The following is a 22,239-nucleotide window of genomic DNA, read 5'->3' as shown; positions in this document are numbered from 1 at the left end:
CGCGTGGCATGAGGCGGCGAAGCAGGCTGCGCACGTCGTCCCAGATCGGGATGGCCGCCAGCAGCATCAATGCCAGCGCCAGCGGCCAGGTGGACCCGAAGCCGAAGTGGAAGAAGGAATAGGCGCCGGTCACGCCCCCCACGAAGAACAGCGTCACCATCAGGCTCAAGACGATCAGCTTGCCGCGATCGGCGCGCACGGGCGGCGTGGTTTGCGCATCGCTCTTGGCCACGTTCCAGTAAAACAGCTTGCCCAGCTCGATGCCGATGTCGGTCACCATGCCCGTAATGTGCGTCGTGCGGATCTCGGAACGCGAGACCTTGGTGATCATCGCGTTTTGCAGGCCCATGATGTAGCAGAGCAGCATCACGGTGCCCGGCACGTAGAACCAGCGCAGCGTTTCCAGGTTGGCGCCCAACAGGCCGAAGACCAATAGCAGCACGGCCTCAAGCAGCAGCGGCAAGGCATATTCGCTGGCCAGGTGCGAACGGCGTCCGAAGTTGATCAGGAATGCCGAGCTGGCCGCGCCGGCCAGAAACGACAGCAGCGCCGCCAAGCCTTGCAACACCACCACCAGGCCGCCCAGCGCCATGTGGTCGGCCATCATCGAGACGATGCCCGACATGTGCGAGGTGTATTGCTGGACGGCCAGAAAGCCGCCCGCGTTGACCGCGCCGGCGGTAAAGGTCAGGAAGTAGGCAAGGTGCCTGTTGGCTTGCGGGCTACGGCTTACCGCCGTCAAGCGACGCAAATACGGAATGGCCACGCGATTCCCTTCAAACGTAGAACGTGCTCACGGCAATGCGACACACATTCTAGTCGGGGAGCGCGCTGCCGCGCACAGGGGGCGCATGCAATCGCGGCAGCGGCCGGCGCGGGCATCGAGGCCCGGGTCGATGCGGGAATCGGATTCGAAAAGCGGCGACGGGCGGGGCGAATCTTCGGCGCAGCCGACCCCGAAGATTCCCCCGCCGCCAAATCGTCGCTTACAGCGCGCCCGATTCGCTCAGTTGCTTGCGGCGGAACTCGCCTTGGCGCACGTGCATCCAGCCGGGATACTCCGGCGGCAGCGCGCTGACCTTGTCCAGCGCCGCCAGCTCATCCTGGCTCAGTCTGATGCCGGTAGCGGCCAGGTTATCGTCCAGCTGGTCCACCCGTTTGGCGCCGATGATCACGCTGGTCACCACTGGCTGGTGCAGCAGCCAGGCCAGCGCAACTTGCGCCACGGAGACGCCGTGCGCATCGGCCACCGACTTGAGCGCGTCGATGCTGTCGTAGGCGCGGTCGCGGTCCACCGGCGGGAAATCGAAGGCAGCGCGGCGGCTGCCGGCCTCGGCGGAACCATCGCGGCTGTACTTGCCACTGAGCAGGCCGCCTGCCAGCGGACTCCACACCATCAGGCCCACGCCTTCGCTTTGCAACATGGGCACCAGCTCGCGCTCCAGGTCGCGCCCGGCAATCGTGTAGTACGCCTGCAGCGATTCGAAGCGCGCCAGCCCCAGGCGCTCGGCAATGCCCAGCGCCTTCATGATTTGCCAGGCGGCCCAGTTGGACACGCCCACATAGCGCACATGGCCGTGCTGGACCAGGGTGTCCAGCGCGCGCAGGGTTTCTTCGATGGGCGTGGCCGGGTCGAAGCCGTGGATCTGATAGACGTCGATGTGATCCAGCTGAAGGCGCGACAGGCTTTTCTTCACGCCATCCAGGATGTGCACGCGCGAGTTGCCGCGCGCATTCACGCCCGCGCCGGTCTGCCCGAACACCTTGGTGGCGATCACCACATCGTCTCGCGCCACCTTCAAGTCACGTAGCGCCTGGCCCGTGATGATTTCCGAGCGGCCCTCGGAATAGACGTCGGCGGTGTCGATGAAGTTGACGCCTGCTTCCAGCGCCCGCCCGACCAGGCGGTTGGCATCTTCTTGCTGAAGGTTGCCGATCTTGCTCCAGAGTTCGCCTTCGCCGCCGAAGGTCATGGTGCCCAGGCAAAGTTCGGAAACGAAAAGGCCGGTGCTGCCGAATTTCTTGTATCGCATGATGGTGCTCCTTCTGCGGCGCGGCCGCCCCTGGCGCCCCGGGATGGGACGCCGGACGCCAACTGCCGGGGTGCAAACAGTATGCGTCCGCGCACGCCGCAGCGCGCTGCTTGATCCTGCCCTTTTTTTGCCTGATTCTCTGGCAAGCGCGTTGGAGGATTGGGCACGCGCCCGATCCTCCAAACTTTTTGCCCATTTCTCCACACCAAATCCTGCCGCTGTGCAGTGCGTGCAGACCACGCATACACTGGAGCTCGCCTTATTCTCCGCGACGCCGCCGGCCCTGCTCCGACGTCGACGCCTACCGGAGCCCCCATGCCTATTACTACCGTGCGATCAGACGCTATCGTCAACACCACCGTCGTGGACGCGGCCTATGAACCCGCACGCCACGAACTCTTGTGCACGCTGGATCGCATGACGGGAAACCTGGAGGGGTCGCTCGACACGCCCATCGAGGGCCTGTACCTGCACCGGCTGTCGCAACCGACCGGCGCCAAGCCCAGCCTGCAAAAGGCTGCGCTGGCGGTCATTGCGCAGGGCTCCAAGCGCCTGCTGATTGGGGACGAAAGCTTCGAGTACGACCCCTTCCACTACCTGATCTCGTCGGTGGACCTGCCGGTCGTCGCCAAGGTGTCGGTGGCCAGCCCCACGCTGCCCTACCTGGGCTTGCGGCTTGACCTGAACCCCGAGGAAATCGCCGAACTCATCAGCGACGAAAATCTGCCGCCACTGGTGCCCGCCGAAGCCTCGCGCGCGCTGTGCGTCAATCCGCTGGGCGGCTCGTTGCTGGACGTGGTGCTGCGCCTGCTGCGCTTGTTGGACAGCCCGCGCGACATTCCCATCCTGGCGCCGATGGTCAAGCGCGAACTGCTGTACCGGCTGCTGATGAACGGCCAGGGCGTGGTGCTGCGCCAGACCGTGTTGCAAGACAGCCAGCTGAATCGGGTGGCCAAGGCCATCCGCATCCTGCGCGACAACTACGCCCAGCCGCTGCGCGTGGAAGAAATTGCGCGCGACGTGCACATGAGCGTGTCGTCCCTGCACCACCATTTCAAGCAGGCCACCGCCATGAGCCCGCTGCAATACCAGAAGCACCTGCGCTTGCAGGAAGCGCGCCGGCTGATGTTGAGCGATGACGCCGGCGTGGCGTTGGCGGCGCACGCCGTGGGCTACGAAAGTTCGTCGCAATTCAGCCGCGAATACAGCCGACTGTTCGGCACCCCGCCGCTGCGCGACAAGCAGCGCTGGAAAGAAGAATCGGTGGGCGCGCACGCCTGATTTGCGGGGAACAGGCATGCAGGGCAAGCGCCCTCTGCTGCCCCTGACTTTTCACGCCGTGATTGCTTCCGATGGGCCGGGCCACGTCAGGCCGGGCCGCGTCAGGCCGGGCCGCGTCAGGCCGGGCCGCGTCAGGCCGGGCCGCGTCAGGCCGGGCCGCGCTAGCCCGCACCATGAGCCACCGCTCCACGCTGATCCGGACCACAAGCCGCCGCGCCGTTATATCCTCGCCGCTGCGTTTGGAACTCGGAAACAGCGGAAACGGCCATGCATGATTTGAACGATCTCTACTACTTTGTCCAGGTGGTCAGGAACGGCGGCTTCGCGCCCGCCGGCCGCGCGCTGGACATACCCAAGTCACGTCTCAGCCGCCGCATCGCCCTGCTGGAAGAACGGCTGAACGTGCGCCTCATCCAGCGTTCCACGCGCACCTTCGCCGTGACCGAACTGGGCCAGGAGTATTTCGACCAGTGCCTGTCGATGCTGGCTGGCGCCGACGCAGCCCAGGACGTCATCGACCGCACCCATGCCGAGCCCCAGGGCACGATCCGCATGAGCGCGCCGCCCGCGCTGATCTATTACTTCCTGGGCGACGTGGTGGCGCGGTTCATGGAAAGGTGCCCCAAGGTCAACGTGGTCTTGAAGAGTTTTTCGCGCTCGGTGGACGTGCTGCGCGAGGGCTTCGACCTGGCCGTGCGCGTGCGCTTCGGCCCGCTGGAAAGCAGCGATCTGGTCATGAAGCACCTGGGCATGAGCTGCCAGAGCCTGGTCGCCAGCCCCGCCCTGGCCCGCACGCTGCCTGCCGACGCCGAAGTCGAACGCTACGCCCAACTGCCCACGCTGGCGCTGGGCACCGAGCAGCGCGAATGCCAGTGGCGGCTGGACGGGCCGAACGGCGCGCGCCAGAACGTTCCCTTCACCCCTCGCCTCGTAACCGACGACATGCTGGCGCTCAAGCAAGCCACTTTGCGCGGGGTGGGCGTGGCCGCGCTGCCGTTGATGATGATTCGAGATGACCTGGACGCGGGCACGCTGGTGCCCGTGGGCGCGCCCTGGGTGCCGGAACCGGGCGCTGTCCACGCCGTGTTTCCGTCCCGGCGCGGATTACTTCCCGCCGTGCGCGAACTGCTGGATTTCATGGCGGCGGAGTATCGTGAAAACGTCCAGCGCGAATGCGATACGCAGCAGCGCCACGGCATCCCCGGGCTGGGCGCCCCCACACCATCGTCCGATAAATAGAACGCTGAGACGCAATTTGCCCGTCTACCGGGGTATTCGGTTGGTAATTAGAATTCTGTTCATGCACTCACCGCGCAACACCGCGCACCAAAACCTGAAGACATAACGGAGCAAAACCATGACGAAGCCCTACGTGAAACTGGACAAGAACGAAGCCGCCGTCCTGCTGGTGGACCACCAGGCCGGCCTGCTTTCCCTGGTGCGCGATTTCCAACCGGACCAATTCAAGAACAACGTGCTGGCCCTGGCTGACCTGGCTGAATACTTCAAGCTGCCCACCATCCTGACCACCAGCTTCGAGAACGGCCCCAACGGCCCGCTGGTCCAGGAACTGAAAGACAAGTTCCCAACTGCCCCCTACATCGCCCGCCCCGGCAACATCAACGCCTGGGACAACGAAGACTTCGTGAAGGCCGTCAAGGCCACCGGCAAGAAGCAGTTGATCATCGCCGGCGTGGTCACCGAAGTGTGCGTCGCCTTCCCCGCCCTGTCGGCGCTGGAAGAAGGCTTTGACGTATTCGTAGTGACCGATGCGTCGGGCACCTTCAACGAAGTCACCCGCAACGCCGCCTGGAGCCGCATGGAGCAAGCCGGCGCGCAATTGATGTCGTGGTTCGGCGTGGCCTGCGAATTGCACCGCGACTGGCGCAACGACGTGGAAGGCCTGGGCACGCTGTTCGCCAACCACATCCCCGACTACCGCAACCTGATGGCGTCGTACTCGTCCAACCGCGCCGCCAAGTAAGCATCACGTATCGCCCGATCAGGCCGGAGCAAATATTTTTGCATCCGGCCTGCATCCAATCCGGCCTCTCGCGTGTAGTACCTGTACCGGCGCGCATCGTGCGCGTCGTTCTCAGACCTTTCACGTTGCTGGAGACCGCTCATGAAGACCCAACGTTCGCACCGCACCCCCACCGTTGCCGCCCTGTTCGCCGTGTCGCTGCTTGCCGCCTGCGGCTCGATGAGTTCCAAATCCATGGCCTATTCGCAAGCCAGCCTGCCCGCCAGCGTCCAGGCTCCGGCCGGCAACAAGGTGGCCTGGGAAACCGTGGGCGTGGGCGAGATCACCTACGAATGCCGCGCCAAGGCCGACACGATGGGCCAGGCCGAATGGGTCTTCGCCGGTCCCAAGGCCGTCCTCAATGACCGCAAGGGCAAGCAGGTGGGCACGTACTACGGCCCGCCCGCCACCTGGGAAGCCATGGACGGTTCCAAGCTGACGGGCACGCAAGTGGCCGTAGCGCCGGCGGGCGATGGCAACCTGCCCTACCAGCTGGTCAAGGCCAACCCGGCGATGGGCGCGGGCGCATTGACGGGCGTGACCTACATCCAGCGCGTCGCCCTGAAGGGCGGCGTGGCGCCCAAGACGCCCTGCACCACCGCCACGCTGGGGCAAAAGACCCAGGTGCAATACCAGGCCGACTACATCTTCTACAAGGCGAACTGATCGCCCTGGGCCCGTCGCGTTTTCGATGGGCCCACGTCGGGGACTCCGGTAAGATGGCACCACTTTCTACCGCGCGGGCCTGGCCCGCGCGCCTGCCCTCTTCCCGCCCCCGCTCTCGCATGCCGAACCGTCTCGACCCGGATTTCGATTACGAAGCCGCCCTGCAGGAATGCGCCGCCGGTCGCCGGCCCGCGCTTGAAGCCCTGTATCGGCAAGAAGGCCCGCGCCTGCTAGGTGTGGCACAACGACTCCTGCGCGACCGCGCTTGGGCGGAGGACATCGTGCACGATGCGTTCGTCAAGATCTGGAACCAGGCCGGCGCCTTCGACGCCTCGCGCGGTTCAGCGCGCGGCTGGGTCTACAGCATCACCCGCAACCTGGCGCTGAACGCGCTGCGCGACACCGCCCGGGAAACCGAGGTGGACGACGACACCGCCGCCGCGCTCGACGCGCGCCAGGCCATCGACGAATGGCACGACACCCGCGACGCCTTCGACTGGCGCGCCAGCGCGGGCCGCATGGCCCCCTGCCTGGAAGAACTGGAACCCGTGCGCCGCAATTGCGTGCTGCACGCCTATGTCGAAGGACTGACGCACAGCGAGATCGCCCAACGCCTGGGCGCGCCGCTGGGCACCGTCAAAGCGTGGATCAAGCGCAGCCTGCAAGCCCTGCGGGAGTGCCTGGCATGACCGCGCCGCAAAACGCCCACGACGACATCGACGAGCTGGCCGGCGAATATGTGCTGGGCACCTTGCCCGCCAGCGAGCGCCGCGCTGTGGCCACGCGCATGACACACGACGCCGCCCTGCGCGCGGCCGTGGCCCGCTGGGAAGCCCGCCTGCTGCCATTGACGAACTTATCCGAGCCGGTGGAACCGTCCACCAGTCTTTGGCCGCGCATCGCCAATACCCTGGACGCCGCACACGCAAAAAATACTGCGTCGGCACGCCCGACAGTCAGCCGCGCCCCGGGCTTGTGGGAAAGCCTGTTCTTCTGGCGCAGCATTGCCGTGGGCGGCATGGCGGCCGTGCTGATATTGGGCAGCACGCTGGCATTGCGTCCCGCGCCCACGCCCACCAGCCCGCAATACGTGGTGGTGCTGGTGGCGCCGCAATCGCAGGCGCCGGGCTGGGTAGTGCAGGCGCAGGCCGGCCAGAACGCCGTGCAGCTGGTGCCGCTGGCCGCGACGCAGGTGCCGGCAGATCGGGCGCTGGAATTCTGGACCAAGGCCGATGGCTGGGCGGGGCCGGTGTCCCTGGGCCTGGTCAAGCCCGGCGAACCGGTCGTCATCCCGCTGGACAAGCTGCCGCCGCTGGAACCGAACCAGCTATTCGAGCTGACGCTTGAACCCAAGACCGGCTCGCCCATCGGCAAGCCGACGGGCCCGATTCAATTCATCGGGCGCGCCGTCAAGATGCTGTAAAACGCTAGCGCTTGCGCGAGAAGGGGTACGCCTGCTGCGCCAGGAACGTACCCGGCATGTCGTTGTCCAGGATGCCGTAGTTCTCGGGCAGGCGCTTGCCCACGCCGCGCACGGCGGTGCCGAAGATGTAATCGATGAACGAGAAATGCGCGGCGTAGTTCTTGTCGATGGCTTCGGTATCGGACGAGTGGTGCCAATGGTGGAAATCCGGCGTCACGATGATGTAGCGCAGCCAGCCCCAGGGCAGCTTCACGTTGGAATGGATCAACACCGCCTGGAAGCCCACGATGATGATGTAGGCGTCCAGCACCGCCTTCGAGAATCCCAGCACGAACAGCACGCCCAGCACCGCCACGCGCGTGATCAGCAACTCGACGATGTGCAGCCGCGAACCGGCCAGCCAGTCCAGCGTGCGCGTGCTGTGATGCACGGCGTGGAAGCGCCACATGACAGGCACCTCGTGATAGACCCGGTGCGCCGCGTACTGCGCCAGGTCGGCCACCAGCACGGCGACGAACAGCTCCAACAGATACGGCATCGACTGAATGGCCGCCTGCAAGGGCTCATAGGCCGCCCAGGAAAACAGCCGGTGTATGAAGAAGTTGATGCACAGCAGCACCGCGCCCACGGACAGGTGGTTGAACAGGAAGTGCTTCATGTCCACCTGCCACTCGCCACGAAACACGGGCTGGCCCGGATACAGCGGCGTGAGCTTTTCGAAGATGATGAAGACCATGCTGGAGGCCAGCAGGTCCAGGATGAACCAGTCCAGCCCCAGATAGGGATGGTTGCCCGTGTTGGACGTCGTCACCACCACCTGGCTGCCGCCCGCCGCCACCGCGCAGCAGACCAGCACGAAGGCCGAAATGTTCAGCCATCGCTGGCGACCCAGGACGATGTTGGCAAGCGCGATGGATCCCGACACCAGCAACGCAGCGAACAGCAGCGTGCGCATGGCTTCCACGGAGTAGAAGGCGCGCAGCTCCGGCGTGGTCAGGTAAGCGGGAAAGTGAAAGGCCAGCACGCCCAGTACGGCCAGGATTGCCAGGAACAGCGCGATCACGCCGCTCATCATGCCGGTGCCCGGGTGGATACGCCCGTCTTTCCTGAAAAGTTCAAAAACCTGCCGAACGGTCGACGCGCGCTGTTTCATGTCTAAAGGATGACGGACTACGGGGTGCCGAGTGTATCTCCGGGCAAACCCGGTCATGTAATCAAACGTGAGCATCAACGACAGTTTTACCCCTGACTTGCCCGACGCTTGCGCGCCATCAATTTCAACGCAGGGGGCTGTCAGCGCTGCGGTTGACAAGGTGCAAAGCTTGGCGTGTGATGGTCTGGCCGACGCGCGCCGCGTCCTGGTGCGTCGCCGGTTCCCGTCAACGGGTACCCAAGAGAGAGGCCCCAATGTTCCCTGAATATCGCCAACTCATTACGCAACTGAAATCCGAGAACGCTCACTTCTCGGCCTTGTTCCAGCGCCACAACGACCTGGACCAGGAAATTCAAAATATGGAGGACGGCGTCGTGCCGTCCTCGGGTGTCAACATTGAAGTGCTGAAAAAAGAAAAGCTCCAGCTCAAGGACAAACTCTACGGCCTGCTGCGAGCCGCCGACCAGAAGGCCGGCTGACGCCGCTGCCTGGCGCTACATCAGCTCCAGCCCCGCCCCTCGAACAATGACCGCATACTTCGCCATTTCCGAACGGAAATAGGCCGCGGTCTGGTCGGGGGGCATCAGCAGGATCTTGTTGTTCTGCGTCGCCATGGCCTGCTTGACCTCGGGGGCGTTGAACGCCTTGCCCAGCGCGTCATAGATGCGCCGCACATCGGCCGCCGGCAGCTTGGCCGGACCCGCCGCCGCAAACCAGCCGCCGATTTCATAGTCCGCCAGACCCTGTTCGCGCGCGGTGGCCAGATCCGGCAGCGCCGCCATCCGTTCGCCGCCACAGGCGGCCAGCGCCTTGAGCGCGCCGCTTTTCAGTTGCGGCAGCACCGACGGCAGCGACAGCACGCCGAAATCCACCTGCCCGCCGATCAGGTCCGCCATCATGGGCCCCACGCCCTTGTACGGAATATGGCGCGCCTTCACCCCGGCCTGCTGCACATACATTTCAGCGGCCAGATGCAGGATGGTGCCGTTGCCCGACGAGGCGTAGTTGTACCGGCCCGGCTCGCGCGCCAGCAGCGCGGTCAGTTCCTTCAGATTGTTCGCCGCGATGTTTTTCGGATTGGCCACCAATAGGAACGGCGTCATGCCCACCATGCTGATCGGCGTGATGTCGGCCAGCGGATCGAACGGCAGCGTTTTGTAGACACTTGGAAAGATCACATGGTTGTTGGACAGCATGCTCAAGGTGTAGCCGTCCGGCGCTGCGCGCACCAGCGCCGAGGTGCCCACGATGCCGCCCGCGCCCGGCTGGTTTTCGACCACCACTGTATGGCCCAGCGCAGCGGTCAGTGCCGGACCAGCCGAGCGCGTGATGGTGTCCACGCCCGAACCAACCCCGACGGGCAGGATGAATTTCACGGGGCGTTCGGACTGCGCGCGGCCCAAGGCCGGCGCGGCCAGGATCGCGGCGCCCAGCGCCCCCAATAGTTGTCGGCGGCTCCAGCCCGCGCGTTGATGGCTCATGTCTGTCTCCTGGTTATTTTTTGTGTGCCGCCTGTCAGGCCGCCGCGCCCTGCTCCCGGAGGGCCGCGATCTGCGTCGCGTCATACCCCAGGTCTGCCAGCAGTGCGTCGGTATCCGCGCCCAACGTAGGCGGATGCTGCCGTACCCCTAGTCGATGGCCGTCCATCATCAAGGGAAATAGCGCCGCGCCCGCCATCTGGCCGGCGCGTTCGCCGTCGGGCAGCCGGATGTCGGCCAGCCCACCCGTCGCGCGCAAATGCGGATCGTCGTAAAGCGCCTCGGGTTTGACGATGGGCGCGAACGGCAGGCCGATACGTTCAAACACCGCCGCCAGTTCGCCCGCGCAGTAACCCGCCAGCCGCTGGCGCAGGTCCGCCAGCAAGGTGGGACGCAGACGCACGCGATCGTTGTTGGTGGCCATAGCCGGGTCGCGCTTCAGATCGTCGAATCCGAAGGCGTCGCAGAACGTGATCCACTGCGCGTCGCTGACGGCGGCCAGGAAGATCTGCTCGCCATCCTTCACGGTGAACACGTCATACAGCGCCCAGGCCGAGACGCGGTCGGGCATGGGCGCGGACGGTTGGCCGGTGATCGCGTACTGCAACATGTGCTGCCCCACCAGGAACACGTTGTTCTCGAACAGCGCCGATTGCACTTCCTGGCCGCGCCCCGTGATACCGCGCTGGATCAACGCGGCCATCGCGCCGATCGCGCCGAACATGCCGCCCATGATGTCGTTGACGCTGGTGCCCGCGCGCACGGGGTCGCCCGGCCGGCCGGTCATATAGGCCAAGCCGCCCATCATTTGCACGACTTCGTCCAAGGCGGTGCGCATGGCGTAGGGGCCGGGCAGGAAACCTTTGTGGCTGACGTAGATCAGCCGGGGATTGTCGCGCGCCAGCGAGGCGTAATCCAGCCCGTACTTGGCCATGGTGCCCGGTCGGAAATTCTCGGCGACCACGTCGGCGCTGGCGGCCAGCTTGCGGGCCGCCTCGGCCCCGGCCGCGCTCTGGATGTCCAGCGCGACGCTCTTCTTGTTGCGGTTGAACATGGGGAAAAAGCCCGCGCCCACGCCCAGCAGATGCCGCGTGCGGTCGCCGTGCACCGGCTCGACCTTGATGACCTCGGCCCCCAGGTCGGCCAGCACCATGCCACAGGTGGGGCCCATCACCATGTGGGTGAATTCGACGACGCGCAGGCCGGCCAGCGGCAGGGCGCGGGCGGCAGGCGACATGCTGGTTTGTTCGTTCGCTTGTGACATGAGGATGCTCGGATACGGGATGCAAGTAAGGGACGCAGGTCGGGGATACAGGTCAGGGACGCCGCTCAGGCGCTTGCCCCGCGTGAAGGTGGGAAGGCCTTGGGCAATCCGGCGCGCCACACCGCGCCGTGCAATGGCTGGCCAGGCAGCCAGGCGTCCACCGATCCGCGCAGGGCCAACAGGCGGTCAAGGTCCACGCCGGTTGCGATGCCCATGCTCTGAAGCATGAAGACCAGATCTTCCGTGCTGACGTTGCCGCTGGCGCCGGGCGCATGCGGGCATCCGCCGATGCCTGCCAGACACGCGTCAAAACGCGAGACCCCGGTCTGCAACGCCGCCAACACGTTGGCCAGCCCCAAGCCGCGTGTGTCATGAAAGTGTGCGCAGCACAGGCGTTCGCCCGCAATACGGCGAGCCTCGGTAAACAAGCGCTGCACCGCCGCCGGATCCGCATAACCCACCGTATCGGCCAGGCTCACTCGGTCCGCGCCTGCGTCCAGCAAAGCCTGCATCAGCCGCAGCACGTCTTGGGCGGGGACGGCCCCCTGCAAGGTGCAGCCGAATGCCGTGCCGACGCCGCCTTCGATCAGCATCGACGAGCCGGCCGCATCGCGCGCGGCCCGCATCTGGCCCACCATCCGGACCACTTCGTCGGGCGTCTTGCGCAAGTTGGCGACGCTGTGCGCATGGCTTGCCGACAAGGGCACCAGCATCAGGTCGGCCCCGCTGTCCAGCGCCCGCTCGGCGCCTTTCACATTGGGCACGAGCACCGACACGGTCAGGCCGGGCAGCTTTTTCGCATGGGCCACCAGCGCGTCCGTGTCCGCCAACTGAGGCAGCAGGCGCGCGGGCACAAAGGAGCCCACCTCGATTTCGCGCTGGCCCGCCGCATAGGCGGCGTCGATCCAGTCCATTTTGCTTGGCGTGGGCAGCACGACCGGCAGGCTTTGCAGGCCGTCGCGCAAACCCACTTCGCGCACGATGGCGCTGGCGGGCAACCCGGGATGTGAAGCAGTCGACATGGCAAGGCTCGAATCTGAAGACCAAGCCAGTTTAGATATTCCCCTTATTGGCACCAGCGGTATTTCGGAACGTCTAATATTCCAAACTGGAACTTCACATCTGTAGGCGGCTTCCCATGCGCGACCTGGACATCACCACCCTGCGCCTGTTCATCTCGGTTTGCGAAACCGGCAATATCGCGCGCGCCGGCGAACGCGCCAGCATCGTCGGATCCGCCATCAGCAAGCGGCTGGCGCAACTGGAGGACACGGTGGGCGCCAAGCTGCTGACGCGCAAGCGCCGGGGCGTGGAACCCACCGAAGCCGGCGAGACCCTGCTGGAACACGCGCGCTCGATACTGGCCAGCTCCGACCGCATCGAACGCGACATGTCCGCCTACGCCAGCGGCGTCAAGGGCCAGGTCCGCATCCTGGCGACGGCGTCCGTGCTGGCCGAGTCCCTGGCCGAAGACATCGCGGCCTTCCTGCAAGCGGCGCCCCACCGCAACATCCGCGTCGACATGGAAGAACGCATCAGCCAGGAAGTCATACGCGAGGTCAAGGGCGGTATTGCCAGCCTGGGCATCTGCTGGGATGCCGCCGACTTTCACGGCCTGCAAACGCGTCCCTATCGAGGCGACCGGCTGGCCGTCGTCACCGCGCCGGGCCACCCCCTGGCCCAACGCGATGCGGTCTGGTTCGACGAAGCGCTGGAATTCGAACACGTCAACATGCCCGCCGCCAGCGCGGTCTTGCGCATGTTGCAGGCTGCCGCCAGCGCAAGCGGCAAGACGCTGCGCCACCGCGTGACGGTCAGCAATTTCGATTCGGCGTTCCGCGTCGTGCTGGCCGGCCTGGCGATCAGCGTCGCCCCCATCGAGGTCGCCACGCCCTATGCCTTGGCGCACGGGCTACGCGTGCTGCCCCTGCATGACGCCTGGAGCCATCGCCGCTTTGCCATCTGCATGCGCGATGCGCAGTCCCTGCCCGCGGCGGCCAGCCTGTTGCTGGATCATCTGGCGGCGGCCGGACAGGCCGCAGGATGACTGGCCAGCCCCACTTTCAGTCGATTTAGCGTATCTGAATAGGCTTTAGATCATTTAGTTTTTCTAATGACGCGCGAGCGGCTAGTCTGTCGCCCTTTTCATGGGGTATGCAATGACTACCGCGTTCATTCCTGGATTCCTGCTCAGCCTGGGCTTGATCGTTGCGATCGGCGCGCAGAACGCCTTCGTGCTGCGACAGGGCTTGCGCCAGGAATACGTGTTCGCGGTCTGTCTCGTCTGCGCGGTGTCCGACGCCGTTCTGATTGCGTCGGGCGTCGCGGGATTCGGGCTGGCGGTCAATACACTGCCCTGGCTGGAACCGGCCATGCGTTACGGCGGCGCGCTGTTCCTGTTCATCTACGCCGTGCGCAGCCTGCGGTCTGCTTGGCGCACGCAACACGATAGTCTGGCTCCGTCGGCCAAACAGACAACCGGGCTTGGGGCCACGCTGGCCGCCTGCCTGGCGTTCACGTGGCTCAACCCGCATGTGTATCTGGACACCGTCGTGTTGCTGGGGTCGATCTCCAGCCAATACGAGGGGCAAAAGGTTGCGTTCGCATTGGGCGCCATGAGCGCATCGTTCGTCTTCTTTTTCATGCTGGGATACGGCGCCCGCCTGCTTCGACCGCTGTTTGCCAACCCGCGTGCCTGGCGCGTGCTGGATGCCTGCGTGGGTCTGGCCATGCTGCTCATCGGGCTGAACCTGGTGCTGTGAACGCAGCGGCTTGCGGTCGGCCGCAGTCATCTACAATCCGTTGACGCCAGCCGCATCAAGGGCTGGCCCGCAACACACAGGCAGCATGACGCGCGCGAAGAAACCAGCAGCACGAAAGAGGCGCCCCGTCGCTCGGGGCAATACAAAATCGGCGGGTCGAGCCTATCGGTTCGTCAGGGCGTTGCTGGTGTCATCGCTGGCCAGCTTCGGCGCCGCCACCTACGTCCTCAAACCGCATTGGCCGGCGCAGATCTGGCCCGCGCAGTTGACCCCCGACGCCATCCTCGCGCGCCTGGGGTGGCCGGCAGAGGAAAAATTCGCGCCCGCCGCGATTCCCTCCGGCGCGCTGACGCACACCCGCTTTGCCGATTGCCCACAGTTTTTCCCGCAAGCTCAAATGCCCGTCGTGCCATCCGGCACGGCGCTGCGCGAGCTTTGCTTTTCGGGTTTCGCCATCCTGCACAACGGCCAGACCAAGACGCCGGTCTTCGTAGCGGAACGTCTGAATCGCAAGCTGCTCACGCAGGCGCAAGGCATGCAGCGCACCGACAAGTTCTATGCCGAAGCGCGCCTGCCCGGCAGCGAACGCGCCGCGCTGGATGACTACAAGGGCTCGGGCTATTCACGCGGCCACATGGCGCCGGCTGGCGACATGTATTCCAAGGAAACCATGGCGCAGAGTTTTTCGCTGGCCAACATGGTGCCGCAGGACCAGACGCACAATGCCGGCCCGTGGAGCCGCATCGAGCAGGACACGCGCAAGTACGTGATGCGCGCGGCCGGCGATGTGTATGTCTATACGGGCCCCTACTACAGCGCCAAGCCGGCATCGATAGGCTCGGGCGTGGCCGTGCCCAGCCACGTCTTCAAGGTGGTGTACGACGCCACCACCGGACGCTCGTGGGTGCACTGGCAAGCCAACAGCGCCAGCACCAAGGAAAGCGCGCCCATCAGCTACGACGAATTCGTGCGGCGCACGGGCATGCAACTGCTGCCGTCGGGCGGTTAGCCCGCAGCGGCGATTGCGGCCGCGCGCCTGCGTCAAGGCTTCAACACCACCTTGATGCAGCCGTCGACCTTGTCGCGGAACGTCTTGTACATATCGGGGCCTGCTTGCAGCTGTTCGTGGTGGGTGATGACGAACGACGGATCAATCCGGCCCTTGACGATCAGATCCAGCAATTCATCGGTCCAGCGCCGCACATGCGTCTGGCCCATGCGCCACGTCAGGCCCTTGTTCATCGACGCGCCAAACGGAATCTTGTCGATCATCCCGCCGTACACGCCCGGCACGGACAGCACGCCCCCCGGGCGGCACACATAGATCATTTCGCGCAGCACATGCGGCCGGTCGGTCTCGGCGCCCACCGCCTGCTTGACTCGATCCACCATGCCGCCCATGGCGCTGGCCGAATGCGATTCCATGCCGACCGCATCGATGCACTTGTCCGGCCCCTTGCCCTGGGTCAGCGCGTTGAGTCGATCCACCACGCTTTCCTTTTCGAAATTGATCGGAATGGCGCCGCCGTCGCTGGCCATCTTCAGGCGTTCGGGCACGTCGTCGATGCAGATCACCTGCCTGGCGTTCAGCAGCACGGCGCTACGCACCGCCATCTGTCCCACCGGCCCCGCGCCCCAGATTGCCACGGTGTCGGTGGGCTCGATCTCGCACTGCATGGCCGCCTGCCAGCCCGTGGGCAGGATATCGCCCAGAAACAGCACCTGGTCGTCGCTGAGTTCGGGCGGCACGGGAATATGTGTGGTGTCCGCCCACGGCACGCGAACGAACTCCGCCTGACCGCCCGCGTAGCCCCCCGTCAGATGCGTGTATCCGAAGAGGCCCGCCGTGCTATGGCCGAACATCTTGGCGGCCGCATCCGCGTTGCGGTTGGTGCGTTCGCACACCGAGAAATTGCCCCGTCGGCACTGATCGCACTCGCCGCAGGTAATGGTGAAGGGTATGACGACGCGGTCGCCCACTTTCAGACGCCGGGTTTCGCTGCCCACTTCCACGACCTCGCCCATGAACTCGTGCCCCATGACGTCGCCGGATTTCATTTGCGGCATGAAGCCGTCGAACAGGTGAAGGTCTGAACCGCAGATAGCGCAGGCGCTGACCTTGATGATGGCGTCCCCCGGATGCTCCAGGATCGGATCCGGAACCGTGTCGTACCGGATATCGTGCTTTCCGTGCCAGCAGAGTGCTTTCATGTGTGTCCCCTTTGACGTGCAATCGCACGGTTGCGAATGGCCCGGACGCGGCAGCAACTATCGTGCCCTCGCGGGGCAATTTTCATTCGACTTGGGGAACGCACTGCCGCGCTCGCGGGCATGCGGCTTGCTGGATTGCGCGGCCCTTTCGGCCGCATCGCGCTGGCGGGCGCCACCAAGGAGAGCCGCATGACCAAGCATGTCTACTTCACAGCGCTTTGCGTCGCCGTCGCACTGAGCGCGCAAGGCGTCGCCGTGGCGCAAACCCAGCCCCGCCAGAACCCTGCGGACTCCGCGGCGTCCATCACCAAACTCAATAGCGAAGACCGTGGCTTCCTGACGCGCGCAGCCGAGTCCGGCTATCTCGAAATCGAGGGCAGCAAGCTGGCGCTGAAAAAATCCAGCAATGCACAGGTCAAGCAGTTTGCCCAAAAGATGATCGACGACCACACGCAGGTAGCGCAGCAATTACAAGCGTTGGCGAAACGGAAAGGCTACGAGACTCCTTCCGCCCCATCGCTGGTGCAGAGCGCCAAGCTGAAGGCGCTGGAGCTGCGCGGCGAGGGTTTCGACGAGGCCTATACCGATGAGGTCGGCGTCGCCGCGCACGAGGACGCCATCGAGCTGTTCGAGAAGGCGGCCAAGGAAGCTACCGACGCGGACCTGAAGCGCTTTGCCGCCGACACCTTGCCGGCGCTCAAGCGCCATCTGGAAGAAGCGCGCGCGCTTCAGAAGTCGGTCAAGTCACACGCAAAGTGACGTGCCGGCAGGCATGTCGTTTGCTGGATGAGGGTGCGCCAATCCTGGCCAATCCTGATCAGCATTCACCCCTTACCACCCACGGGAGCAGACAATGACGCAGAAGACTTTGCAGGATCTATTCATCCACGAACTGTCGGACATCTACAGCGCAGAAAAACAATTGACGCGCGCCTTGCCGAAGATGGCCCGCGCCGCCTCCGACTCGGCGCTTGCCGACGCGTTCACGCAGCACCTGGAAGAAACTCGCGGCCAGGTTGAACGCATCGACAAGATCGTCGAGTCCGCCGATTTCCGTCTCAAGCGCGTCAAGTGCGCGGCGATGGAAGGCCTGGTCGAAGAAAGCCGGGACGTGATCGACGACGTAGAAAAAGGACCGGTGCGCGACGCCGCCTTGATCGCGGCGGCGCAGAAGGTCGAGCATTACGAAATTGCCGGCTATGGCACGTTGTGCACTTTCGCCAAGCAACTGGGCTTGACCGAGGCGCTGACGCTGCTTAAGGAAACGCTGGCCGAAGAAAAGGCCACCGACGAAAAACTGAGCATGCTGGCGCTACAACAGACCAACGCCGAAGCAGCCAAGGCGGGCAAGGCCAAGTAAGCAAAGAGGCCCGGGGGGCGGCGCGCAGCCGCCCTCCGGGAATCTCCTGACCGTCGTTGCCCCGCGTTCCAAAAGGCAGGGAACGATACTTGCTGCGCTCTTGCAGTACAGGCCCGGCGCACGCGCGGGTCGGTCGACTACAGGAGAGAACAATGAAAACGCAGATCAGCTATCGAAAACTGGACGGCGCCGATGGCGTTGCACTGGTCAACGGCGATATTTCGGACACCCTGCAAGCGAAGCGGGAATTGGCGAACTGGCTGGATCTTCCCACCGTGGAGAATGGGGCAGCGGAAGCAGCGCGGGTCGACCAACGTTTGCAACAGGGCGGCATTGCGCCGGAGTCTGTGCAGTTCCATCACATCAGCGAATAGGAGCCATGGCGGGGCCGCATGCAAATGTCATGCGGCTCTGCACCTGCGTCATCCTAAAGAGGTAGTTTCTTTGGCCGTATGGATCGCGGCCAGGGAGACCATTGAACCGTGCACGCTTCGCGCGGCCATACGACGGCAGGCTTGTGAATTCGCCTGCGCAGTACGCGGGTCTAAAAGTGGAATAGCGCGTCATTGATATCCATCAATGCGCCGATATTGTTATTTTTCCCGCGCGGGAATACGTTAGTTAGGTGCCATGTCCTCGCGCGCGCGTCACGGCCCTCGAACCGGCCGTCTGCCGAGCCCAGGCGGCAAATTTTCCCGTCGGTTCCTTATCCATCGAGGCGCGCATGAAAGATGTCGACCAACCCGCAACTTCCGTGGCGCGGCGGCGCTTCATGGCTCTGGCGGGCGGACTTGCCGCGGCGCCTCTTGCCGCATTGGCCGAGGACACGTTTGCGACGCATTCCCCGCCCTCTTCCTCTGCCGCTCCCGGCAGGCCAAACCAGCGTCAGCAACAGCCAAACATACTCTTCGTTTTCACCGATCAAGAGCGCTACTTCAACGAGCGCCCCGTCGGCTTTTCGCTACCCGGGCACGAACGCCTGATGCGCCGGGGCGTCAGCTTTACCAATCACTACTGTCCGGCAGTCATGTGCACCAGTTCTCGCGCCGTGCTCTTGACCGGCTTGCAGACACCGGACAACCGGATGTTCGAGAACGCTGATATGCCCTACGTCCAGGCGTTATCGACCAAGATACCCACCATCGGCCATATGCTGCGCAAAGCGGGCTACTACTCTGCCTACAAAGGCAAGTGGCATCTGAACCGCGAGTTCGACACCGATACGCCCTCGCGCCTGTTCACGACCGAGATGGACGCCTATGGCTTCTCCGATTTCAACTGGCCGGGGGATGTGCTTGCCCATTCGCTAGGTGGTTACAAGCACGACCACATGGTGGCAGGGAGTGCGATTTCATGGATGCGTGAACACGGCCAGGCGCTCAACGCGAACGGCAAGCCGTGGTCGCTTTTCGTGAGCCTGGTGAACCCGCACGACATCATGTATTTCAACACCGACCGGCCGGACGAGGCGGTGCAGGACAACGGCCGCCTGCTCATGCACGCGACGCGGGCGCCGGACCACACGATGTATCGCAAGACCTGGAATACCGGCTTGCCGGCCACGCTCAAGCAGCCGATCGATGCCTCGGGCCGGCCGCGCGCGCACGCTGAGTTCAATCGGGCGTGGGGCTATACGCTTGGCGCGATTCCGATGCAGGAAGAGCGCTGGCAACGCTTCAGCGACTTCTATCCGAACTCGCTCCTTTCCGTCGACACGCAACTGATCCGGCTTCTTGACGAACTCAAGGCGCTGGACCTGGCCGACAACACGATCATCGTGTTTACGTCCGATCACGGTGAAATGGGCGGAGCGCACGGGCTGCGCGGCAAGGGGCCGTTCGCCTATCAAGAAGCGATTCACGTCCCGCTGCTGATCTCGCATCCCGATGTCCAGGGCCACCAGACATGCAATGCGCTGACCAGCCACATCGATCTCGCACCCACGCTTCTGGCCATGTGTGGAGTGCCCCCGACGCATGCCGCCGAATACGCGAACCGGGAATTGCCTGGAAAGGATTTCTCGGCGCTGTTGACCCAACCCGGCAATGCCGGAGTCAATGAAATCCGCAAGAGCATCCTGTTCACTTACAGCGGGCTGGCGACGAACGACAGTGAATTGATTCGACTGATTGCGCAAGCCAAGACGGCCGGTCAAGACCCGAAGGCCGCGGTCAAGGCCGCCGCTTACCAGCCAGACCTGAAAAAGCGCGGCAGCCTGCGCACGGTCTTCGACGGCCGCTACAAGCTCACCCGATATTTCTCACCGCTGCAACGCAACCGCCCGTCCACCCTCGACGAGCTCTATCGCTGGAACGACGTCGAACTTTTCGATCTGCAGGCCGATCCGACAGAAATTACCAATATGGCGGCGGACCAGGACCGTAACGCAGTATTGGTGACGGCGATGAGCGCCAAGCTGGAAGCCGCGATCAAGGATGAGATCGGCGTCGATGACGGGCGTGAAATGCCCCAAATGGAAGGGATCGATTGGCGGATTGATCGGCTGGACCTGTAACGGGGTCAAGCCAATTGAATGGCAAATGGGGGAGAAAAAAGCACAAGGGCTTACGCCATGACAGCGTAAGCCCTTGATATTTTTTGGTCGGGGCGGTGGGATTCGAACTCACGACCCTCTGCTCCCAAAGCAAAAAAAAGCGTTTCCGCCGCAGTCCGCGAACGTCCGCCAGGAAACGCTTCACTCGCATCTTTATTGGCTTCCCAGCCATTTGAAGTCCGCCAAGGTCTTCCCACAGCCGGCACCAGCCGCAAAACGCTCCCCCAAAAATGGCCCCCAATACCCAGGCTTTCTATGGCGACGAATCTACTGACTGATACGGCACTGCGCAATGCACGGCACGGCGCAAAGGAAATCGAACTGAACGACGGAGGCGGCCTCATCCATCGCATTCGACCTGATGGCCGGTGGGCGTGGATCTTTCGCTACACCGGGCCGACCACGGGCAAGAGGGAGCACATTTAGCTGGGAGCCTATCGGTTGCTGAGCCCGAGGGCCGCGAGAGAGATGCGACAGGCCCGTCAGGAAAAGCTCCAGAAAGGCATGGACCCAAAGCATGCCGCCGCCCTTCTCGATTCCGAGGGCGACGCGATTCCGAAGACAGAAGGCCGCTTGTTCAATGTCTGGTTCTCCCAGGAGATCGAGACCAACCGCAAGAGCGAGAACGACCACAAATCAATCAAGGGGCGATATGCCATCTACGTCGCTCCGTACCGGGCCGACCTTCTAGGCGACGCCGCTGATTGATTGCCATGGCCTCGTGAGGTGGAAGGAAGTGAGGCATCGGCAGTGCTTTAGGAGCTTATCGCGCAACGACAGACCAAAAGACTCGCGCCATTCGAGTCAGCAGGGCACCAATGTGTGAAGCGAAACAGCCGTAGAAGAATCCTAGAAGCCCAATAACCCAGATATCTGCCTGCAAAACGGCGCTCGCACACACCAATAGGAGTCCTGAGAGAAGCCCGACCCATGCACTCACCTTGGTAGACACGCCAAGGGTGCGAGGAATATCCCGCCGATACTTGGTCCTGACGCCCTTGTGTTCGACCGAAACGTTTATGCTCGGAAACGCGCCTGGCGGCACTGAGATAAGGTACGACATAACAGCGGCTTGACCACGATTGAAAACTGGCAGGAGGTAGTGTCGGCCGGAATAATAAAGCGACATTTGATTCTGCGTGGGCTTCTCACCTTCTGGAACGCGAATCCTCTCCGCATACTCGGGCGCATGCCATAGGATGTTCGCAGTCCCCTCGACGGCGGTATGTTCGTTGAGCAATAGTCCAGGGCCAGATACCACATGAATGTTTAACGCGGTCAGATCTTCCCCCGAATCATTGAACACCTTCACCGTGCCCCACCATAGGTTTGCCACTTCCTCTCCCTGCAACATGACCTTGAGCGATGCGAGGTGATGTCCAGCCCCCTCATGCGTGACTCTTCCGAAGTGCGTCGTAAATTCGACCGTGCGAATTCTGCGCCGAACCGCGATTAGCAGGCATCCGCCCAGGAACGCGAACACAGTGACGAGCGAATTAACGAGGAACTCTAGGCTCGATAGGTAGGCCAGCACCGAAGCGATCATGACATCAACCCAAGAGATCAAAGGTGCCGCGAATGTAGCCTCCTTTCATGAATTCCGGGAGGGGCTGGGAAAAACCTAACCTTCCTAACTGGCACAGCAATTCGGCAGGAGCGCCTTTATTTATGCGGGTTTCGGCGGTTTCAGAAAACTTAACCTTTTCCTAACCAAAGCCTAACTTGGTTAGGTTTCCATTCCCTAACTTTATAAAAAATATATTCCCATACAAATCAATAACTTACGAAACAGCTGGGTCCAAGTTGAGGTCAGGTGAGGTTTTAGGAAAAATCATTTTTATTCATATAAATCAATGACTTACACATAATTTTCGGGTCAGGTTGGGAAGGTTGCGTGTTCCCCACCCCTTTCTCAAATCTGCGCAAAAATTGAGCACCCTGCAGGCCACCCAGATCGAATGCATAGGGCGACTACTTACACCGCAGAAGCGTTAACATCCAGTAATACTCCGAACTCGCCGGAGACCGCCC

General features: G+C 63.5%; 23 protein-coding genes and 1 pseudogene. 16 read left to right on the top strand and 8 right to left on the bottom strand.

What is annotated here, in order from left to right; translation table 11 throughout:
• Nucleotides 1-28: 28 nt before the first annotated feature.
• Together API01S_RS17565 and API01S_RS17560 are read right to left on the bottom strand one after the other, a co-directional pair.
• Nucleotides 29-766 (bottom strand): annotated as a pseudogene (locus tag API01S_RS17565) (YoaK family protein); the annotation flags it as partial.
• Nucleotides 767-986: 220 nt separating this feature from the next.
• Nucleotides 987-2,033, bottom strand: a complete 1,047-nt coding sequence (locus API01S_RS17560; RefSeq protein WP_061305488.1) for an aldo/keto reductase — start codon at nucleotides 2,031-2,033, stop codon at nucleotides 987-989.
• Nucleotides 2,034-2,348: 315 nt separating this feature from the next.
• Here API01S_RS17560 and API01S_RS17555 point away from each other — a divergent pair, with 315 nt between their 5' ends.
• The 6 genes from API01S_RS17555 (at nucleotide 2,349) to API01S_RS17530 (ending at nucleotide 7,426) form a co-directional block, all read left to right on the top strand.
• A complete protein-coding gene (locus API01S_RS17555) occupies nucleotides 2,349-3,314 on the top strand; it encodes an AraC family transcriptional regulator (RefSeq protein ID WP_061305486.1) in 966 nt (321 codons plus the stop codon).
• 267 nt (nucleotides 3,315-3,581) lie between these two features.
• The gene (locus API01S_RS17550; protein ID WP_006221019.1) at nucleotides 3,582-4,553 is read left to right on the top strand and encodes a LysR substrate-binding domain-containing protein; all 972 of its coding nucleotides are present in this window, start codon (nucleotides 3,582-3,584) and stop codon (nucleotides 4,551-4,553) included.
• Nucleotides 4,554-4,671: 118 nt separating this feature from the next.
• Nucleotides 4,672-5,298 carry an isochorismate family cysteine hydrolase YcaC gene (ycaC, locus tag API01S_RS17545; protein ID WP_050731175.1) on the top strand — a complete coding sequence of 209 codons (627 nt, stop codon included), beginning with the start codon at nucleotides 4,672-4,674 and terminating at the stop codon, nucleotides 5,296-5,298.
• 141 nt (nucleotides 5,299-5,439) lie between these two features.
• The gene (locus tag API01S_RS17540; protein ID WP_006221021.1) at nucleotides 5,440-6,003 is read left to right on the top strand and encodes a DUF3455 domain-containing protein; all 564 of its coding nucleotides are present in this window, start codon (nucleotides 5,440-5,442) and stop codon (nucleotides 6,001-6,003) included.
• Between the two features lie 119 nt (nucleotides 6,004-6,122).
• Complete coding sequence (locus tag API01S_RS17535) at nucleotides 6,123-6,692, top strand: sigma-70 family RNA polymerase sigma factor (protein WP_061305484.1); 570 nt, start codon at nucleotides 6,123-6,125, stop codon at nucleotides 6,690-6,692.
• A complete protein-coding gene (locus API01S_RS17530; protein ID WP_061305483.1) occupies nucleotides 6,689-7,426 on the top strand; it encodes an anti-sigma factor in 738 nt (245 codons plus the stop codon). The genes API01S_RS17535 and API01S_RS17530 overlap by 4 nt, the downstream gene beginning before the upstream one ends.
• 4 nt (nucleotides 7,427-7,430) lie before the next feature.
• Here API01S_RS17530 and API01S_RS17525 read toward each other — a convergent pair whose 3' ends face one another.
• On the bottom strand, nucleotides 7,431-8,579 hold the full coding sequence (locus API01S_RS17525; RefSeq protein ID WP_039883481.1) for a sterol desaturase family protein: 1,149 nt from the start codon (nucleotides 8,577-8,579) through the stop codon (nucleotides 7,431-7,433).
• 254 nt (nucleotides 8,580-8,833) lie between these two features.
• Here API01S_RS17525 and API01S_RS17520 point away from each other — a divergent pair, with 254 nt between their 5' ends.
• On the top strand, nucleotides 8,834-9,058 hold the full coding sequence (locus API01S_RS17520) for a YdcH family protein (RefSeq protein WP_006221025.1): 225 nt from the start codon (nucleotides 8,834-8,836) through the stop codon (nucleotides 9,056-9,058).
• 15 nt (nucleotides 9,059-9,073) lie between these two features.
• Here API01S_RS17520 and API01S_RS17515 read toward each other — a convergent pair whose 3' ends face one another.
• From API01S_RS17515 to API01S_RS17505, 3 genes are all read right to left on the bottom strand, one after another.
• Nucleotides 9,074-10,060, bottom strand: coding sequence for a tripartite tricarboxylate transporter substrate binding protein (locus API01S_RS17515; RefSeq protein WP_061305481.1), 987 nt, complete (start codon nucleotides 10,058-10,060; stop codon nucleotides 9,074-9,076).
• 34 nt (nucleotides 10,061-10,094) lie between these two features.
• The gene (locus API01S_RS17510) at nucleotides 10,095-11,321 is read right to left on the bottom strand and encodes a CaiB/BaiF CoA transferase family protein (protein WP_254598608.1); all 1,227 of its coding nucleotides are present in this window, start codon (nucleotides 11,319-11,321) and stop codon (nucleotides 10,095-10,097) included.
• 65 nt (nucleotides 11,322-11,386) lie between these two features.
• Nucleotides 11,387-12,343, bottom strand: a complete 957-nt coding sequence (locus API01S_RS17505) for a hydroxymethylglutaryl-CoA lyase (protein ID WP_061305478.1) — start codon at nucleotides 12,341-12,343, stop codon at nucleotides 11,387-11,389.
• 116 nt (nucleotides 12,344-12,459) lie between these two features.
• Here API01S_RS17505 and API01S_RS17500 point away from each other — a divergent pair, with 116 nt between their 5' ends.
• The 3 genes from API01S_RS17500 (at nucleotide 12,460) to API01S_RS17490 (ending at nucleotide 15,092) form a co-directional block, all read left to right on the top strand.
• The gene (locus tag API01S_RS17500) at nucleotides 12,460-13,368 is read left to right on the top strand and encodes a LysR family transcriptional regulator (protein ID WP_006221028.1); all 909 of its coding nucleotides are present in this window, start codon (nucleotides 12,460-12,462) and stop codon (nucleotides 13,366-13,368) included.
• Between the two features lie 112 nt (nucleotides 13,369-13,480).
• Nucleotides 13,481-14,083 (top strand): LysE/ArgO family amino acid transporter, encoded by a 603-nt coding sequence (locus API01S_RS17495; RefSeq protein WP_050731167.1) that lies wholly within the window; start codon nucleotides 13,481-13,483, stop codon nucleotides 14,081-14,083.
• Nucleotides 14,084-14,168: 85 nt separating this feature from the next.
• Entirely contained in the window at nucleotides 14,169-15,092 is a 924-nt protein-coding gene (locus tag API01S_RS17490) for a DNA/RNA non-specific endonuclease (protein WP_167351711.1), read from the top strand.
• A gap of 32 nt (nucleotides 15,093-15,124) precedes the next feature.
• Here API01S_RS17490 and API01S_RS17485 read toward each other — a convergent pair whose 3' ends face one another.
• Nucleotides 15,125-16,294 (bottom strand): zinc-dependent alcohol dehydrogenase, encoded by a 1,170-nt coding sequence (locus API01S_RS17485; protein WP_050731166.1) that lies wholly within the window; start codon nucleotides 16,292-16,294, stop codon nucleotides 15,125-15,127.
• A gap of 36 nt (nucleotides 16,295-16,330) precedes the next feature.
• Between API01S_RS17485 and API01S_RS17480 the strand changes: the two genes are divergently transcribed.
• From API01S_RS17480 to API01S_RS17460, 6 genes are all read left to right on the top strand, one after another.
• Nucleotides 16,331-17,053 carry a DUF4142 domain-containing protein gene (locus API01S_RS17480; RefSeq protein WP_254598607.1) on the top strand — a complete coding sequence of 241 codons (723 nt, stop codon included), beginning with the start codon at nucleotides 16,331-16,333 and terminating at the stop codon, nucleotides 17,051-17,053.
• A gap of 94 nt (nucleotides 17,054-17,147) precedes the next feature.
• Complete coding sequence (locus API01S_RS17475) at nucleotides 17,148-17,654, top strand: YciE/YciF ferroxidase family protein (protein ID WP_061305476.1); 507 nt, start codon at nucleotides 17,148-17,150, stop codon at nucleotides 17,652-17,654.
• A gap of 152 nt (nucleotides 17,655-17,806) precedes the next feature.
• Complete coding sequence (locus API01S_RS17470) at nucleotides 17,807-18,028, top strand: hypothetical protein (RefSeq protein ID WP_050731164.1); 222 nt, start codon at nucleotides 17,807-17,809, stop codon at nucleotides 18,026-18,028.
• 350 nt (nucleotides 18,029-18,378) lie between these two features.
• Nucleotides 18,379-20,169, top strand: coding sequence for a sulfatase-like hydrolase/transferase (locus API01S_RS17465; RefSeq protein WP_061305474.1), 1,791 nt, complete (start codon nucleotides 18,379-18,381; stop codon nucleotides 20,167-20,169).
• A gap of 294 nt (nucleotides 20,170-20,463) precedes the next feature.
• Nucleotides 20,464-20,634, top strand: coding sequence for an Arm DNA-binding domain-containing protein (locus API01S_RS29650; protein ID WP_409360611.1), 171 nt, complete (start codon nucleotides 20,464-20,466; stop codon nucleotides 20,632-20,634).
• A gap of 42 nt (nucleotides 20,635-20,676) precedes the next feature.
• The gene (locus API01S_RS17460) at nucleotides 20,677-20,916 is read left to right on the top strand and encodes a hypothetical protein (protein ID WP_061305472.1); all 240 of its coding nucleotides are present in this window, start codon (nucleotides 20,677-20,679) and stop codon (nucleotides 20,914-20,916) included.
• A 55-nt stretch (nucleotides 20,917-20,971) separates the two neighbouring features.
• On the opposite strand, the gene API01S_RS17455 is transcribed toward API01S_RS17460, so the two are convergent.
• Entirely contained in the window at nucleotides 20,972-21,754 is a 783-nt protein-coding gene (locus API01S_RS17455) for a hypothetical protein (RefSeq protein WP_156487120.1), read from the bottom strand.
• Nucleotides 21,755-22,239 lie beyond the last annotated feature (485 nt).

The sequence above is a fragment of the Achromobacter piechaudii NBRC 102461 genome (assembly GCF_001571245.1).
GTDB classification, from domain to species: Bacteria; Pseudomonadota; Gammaproteobacteria; order Burkholderiales; family Burkholderiaceae_B; genus Achromobacter; species Achromobacter piechaudii.
Note: the sequence above shows the minus strand (reverse complement) of the source record. Positions and strands in the feature narration are given on the sequence as shown.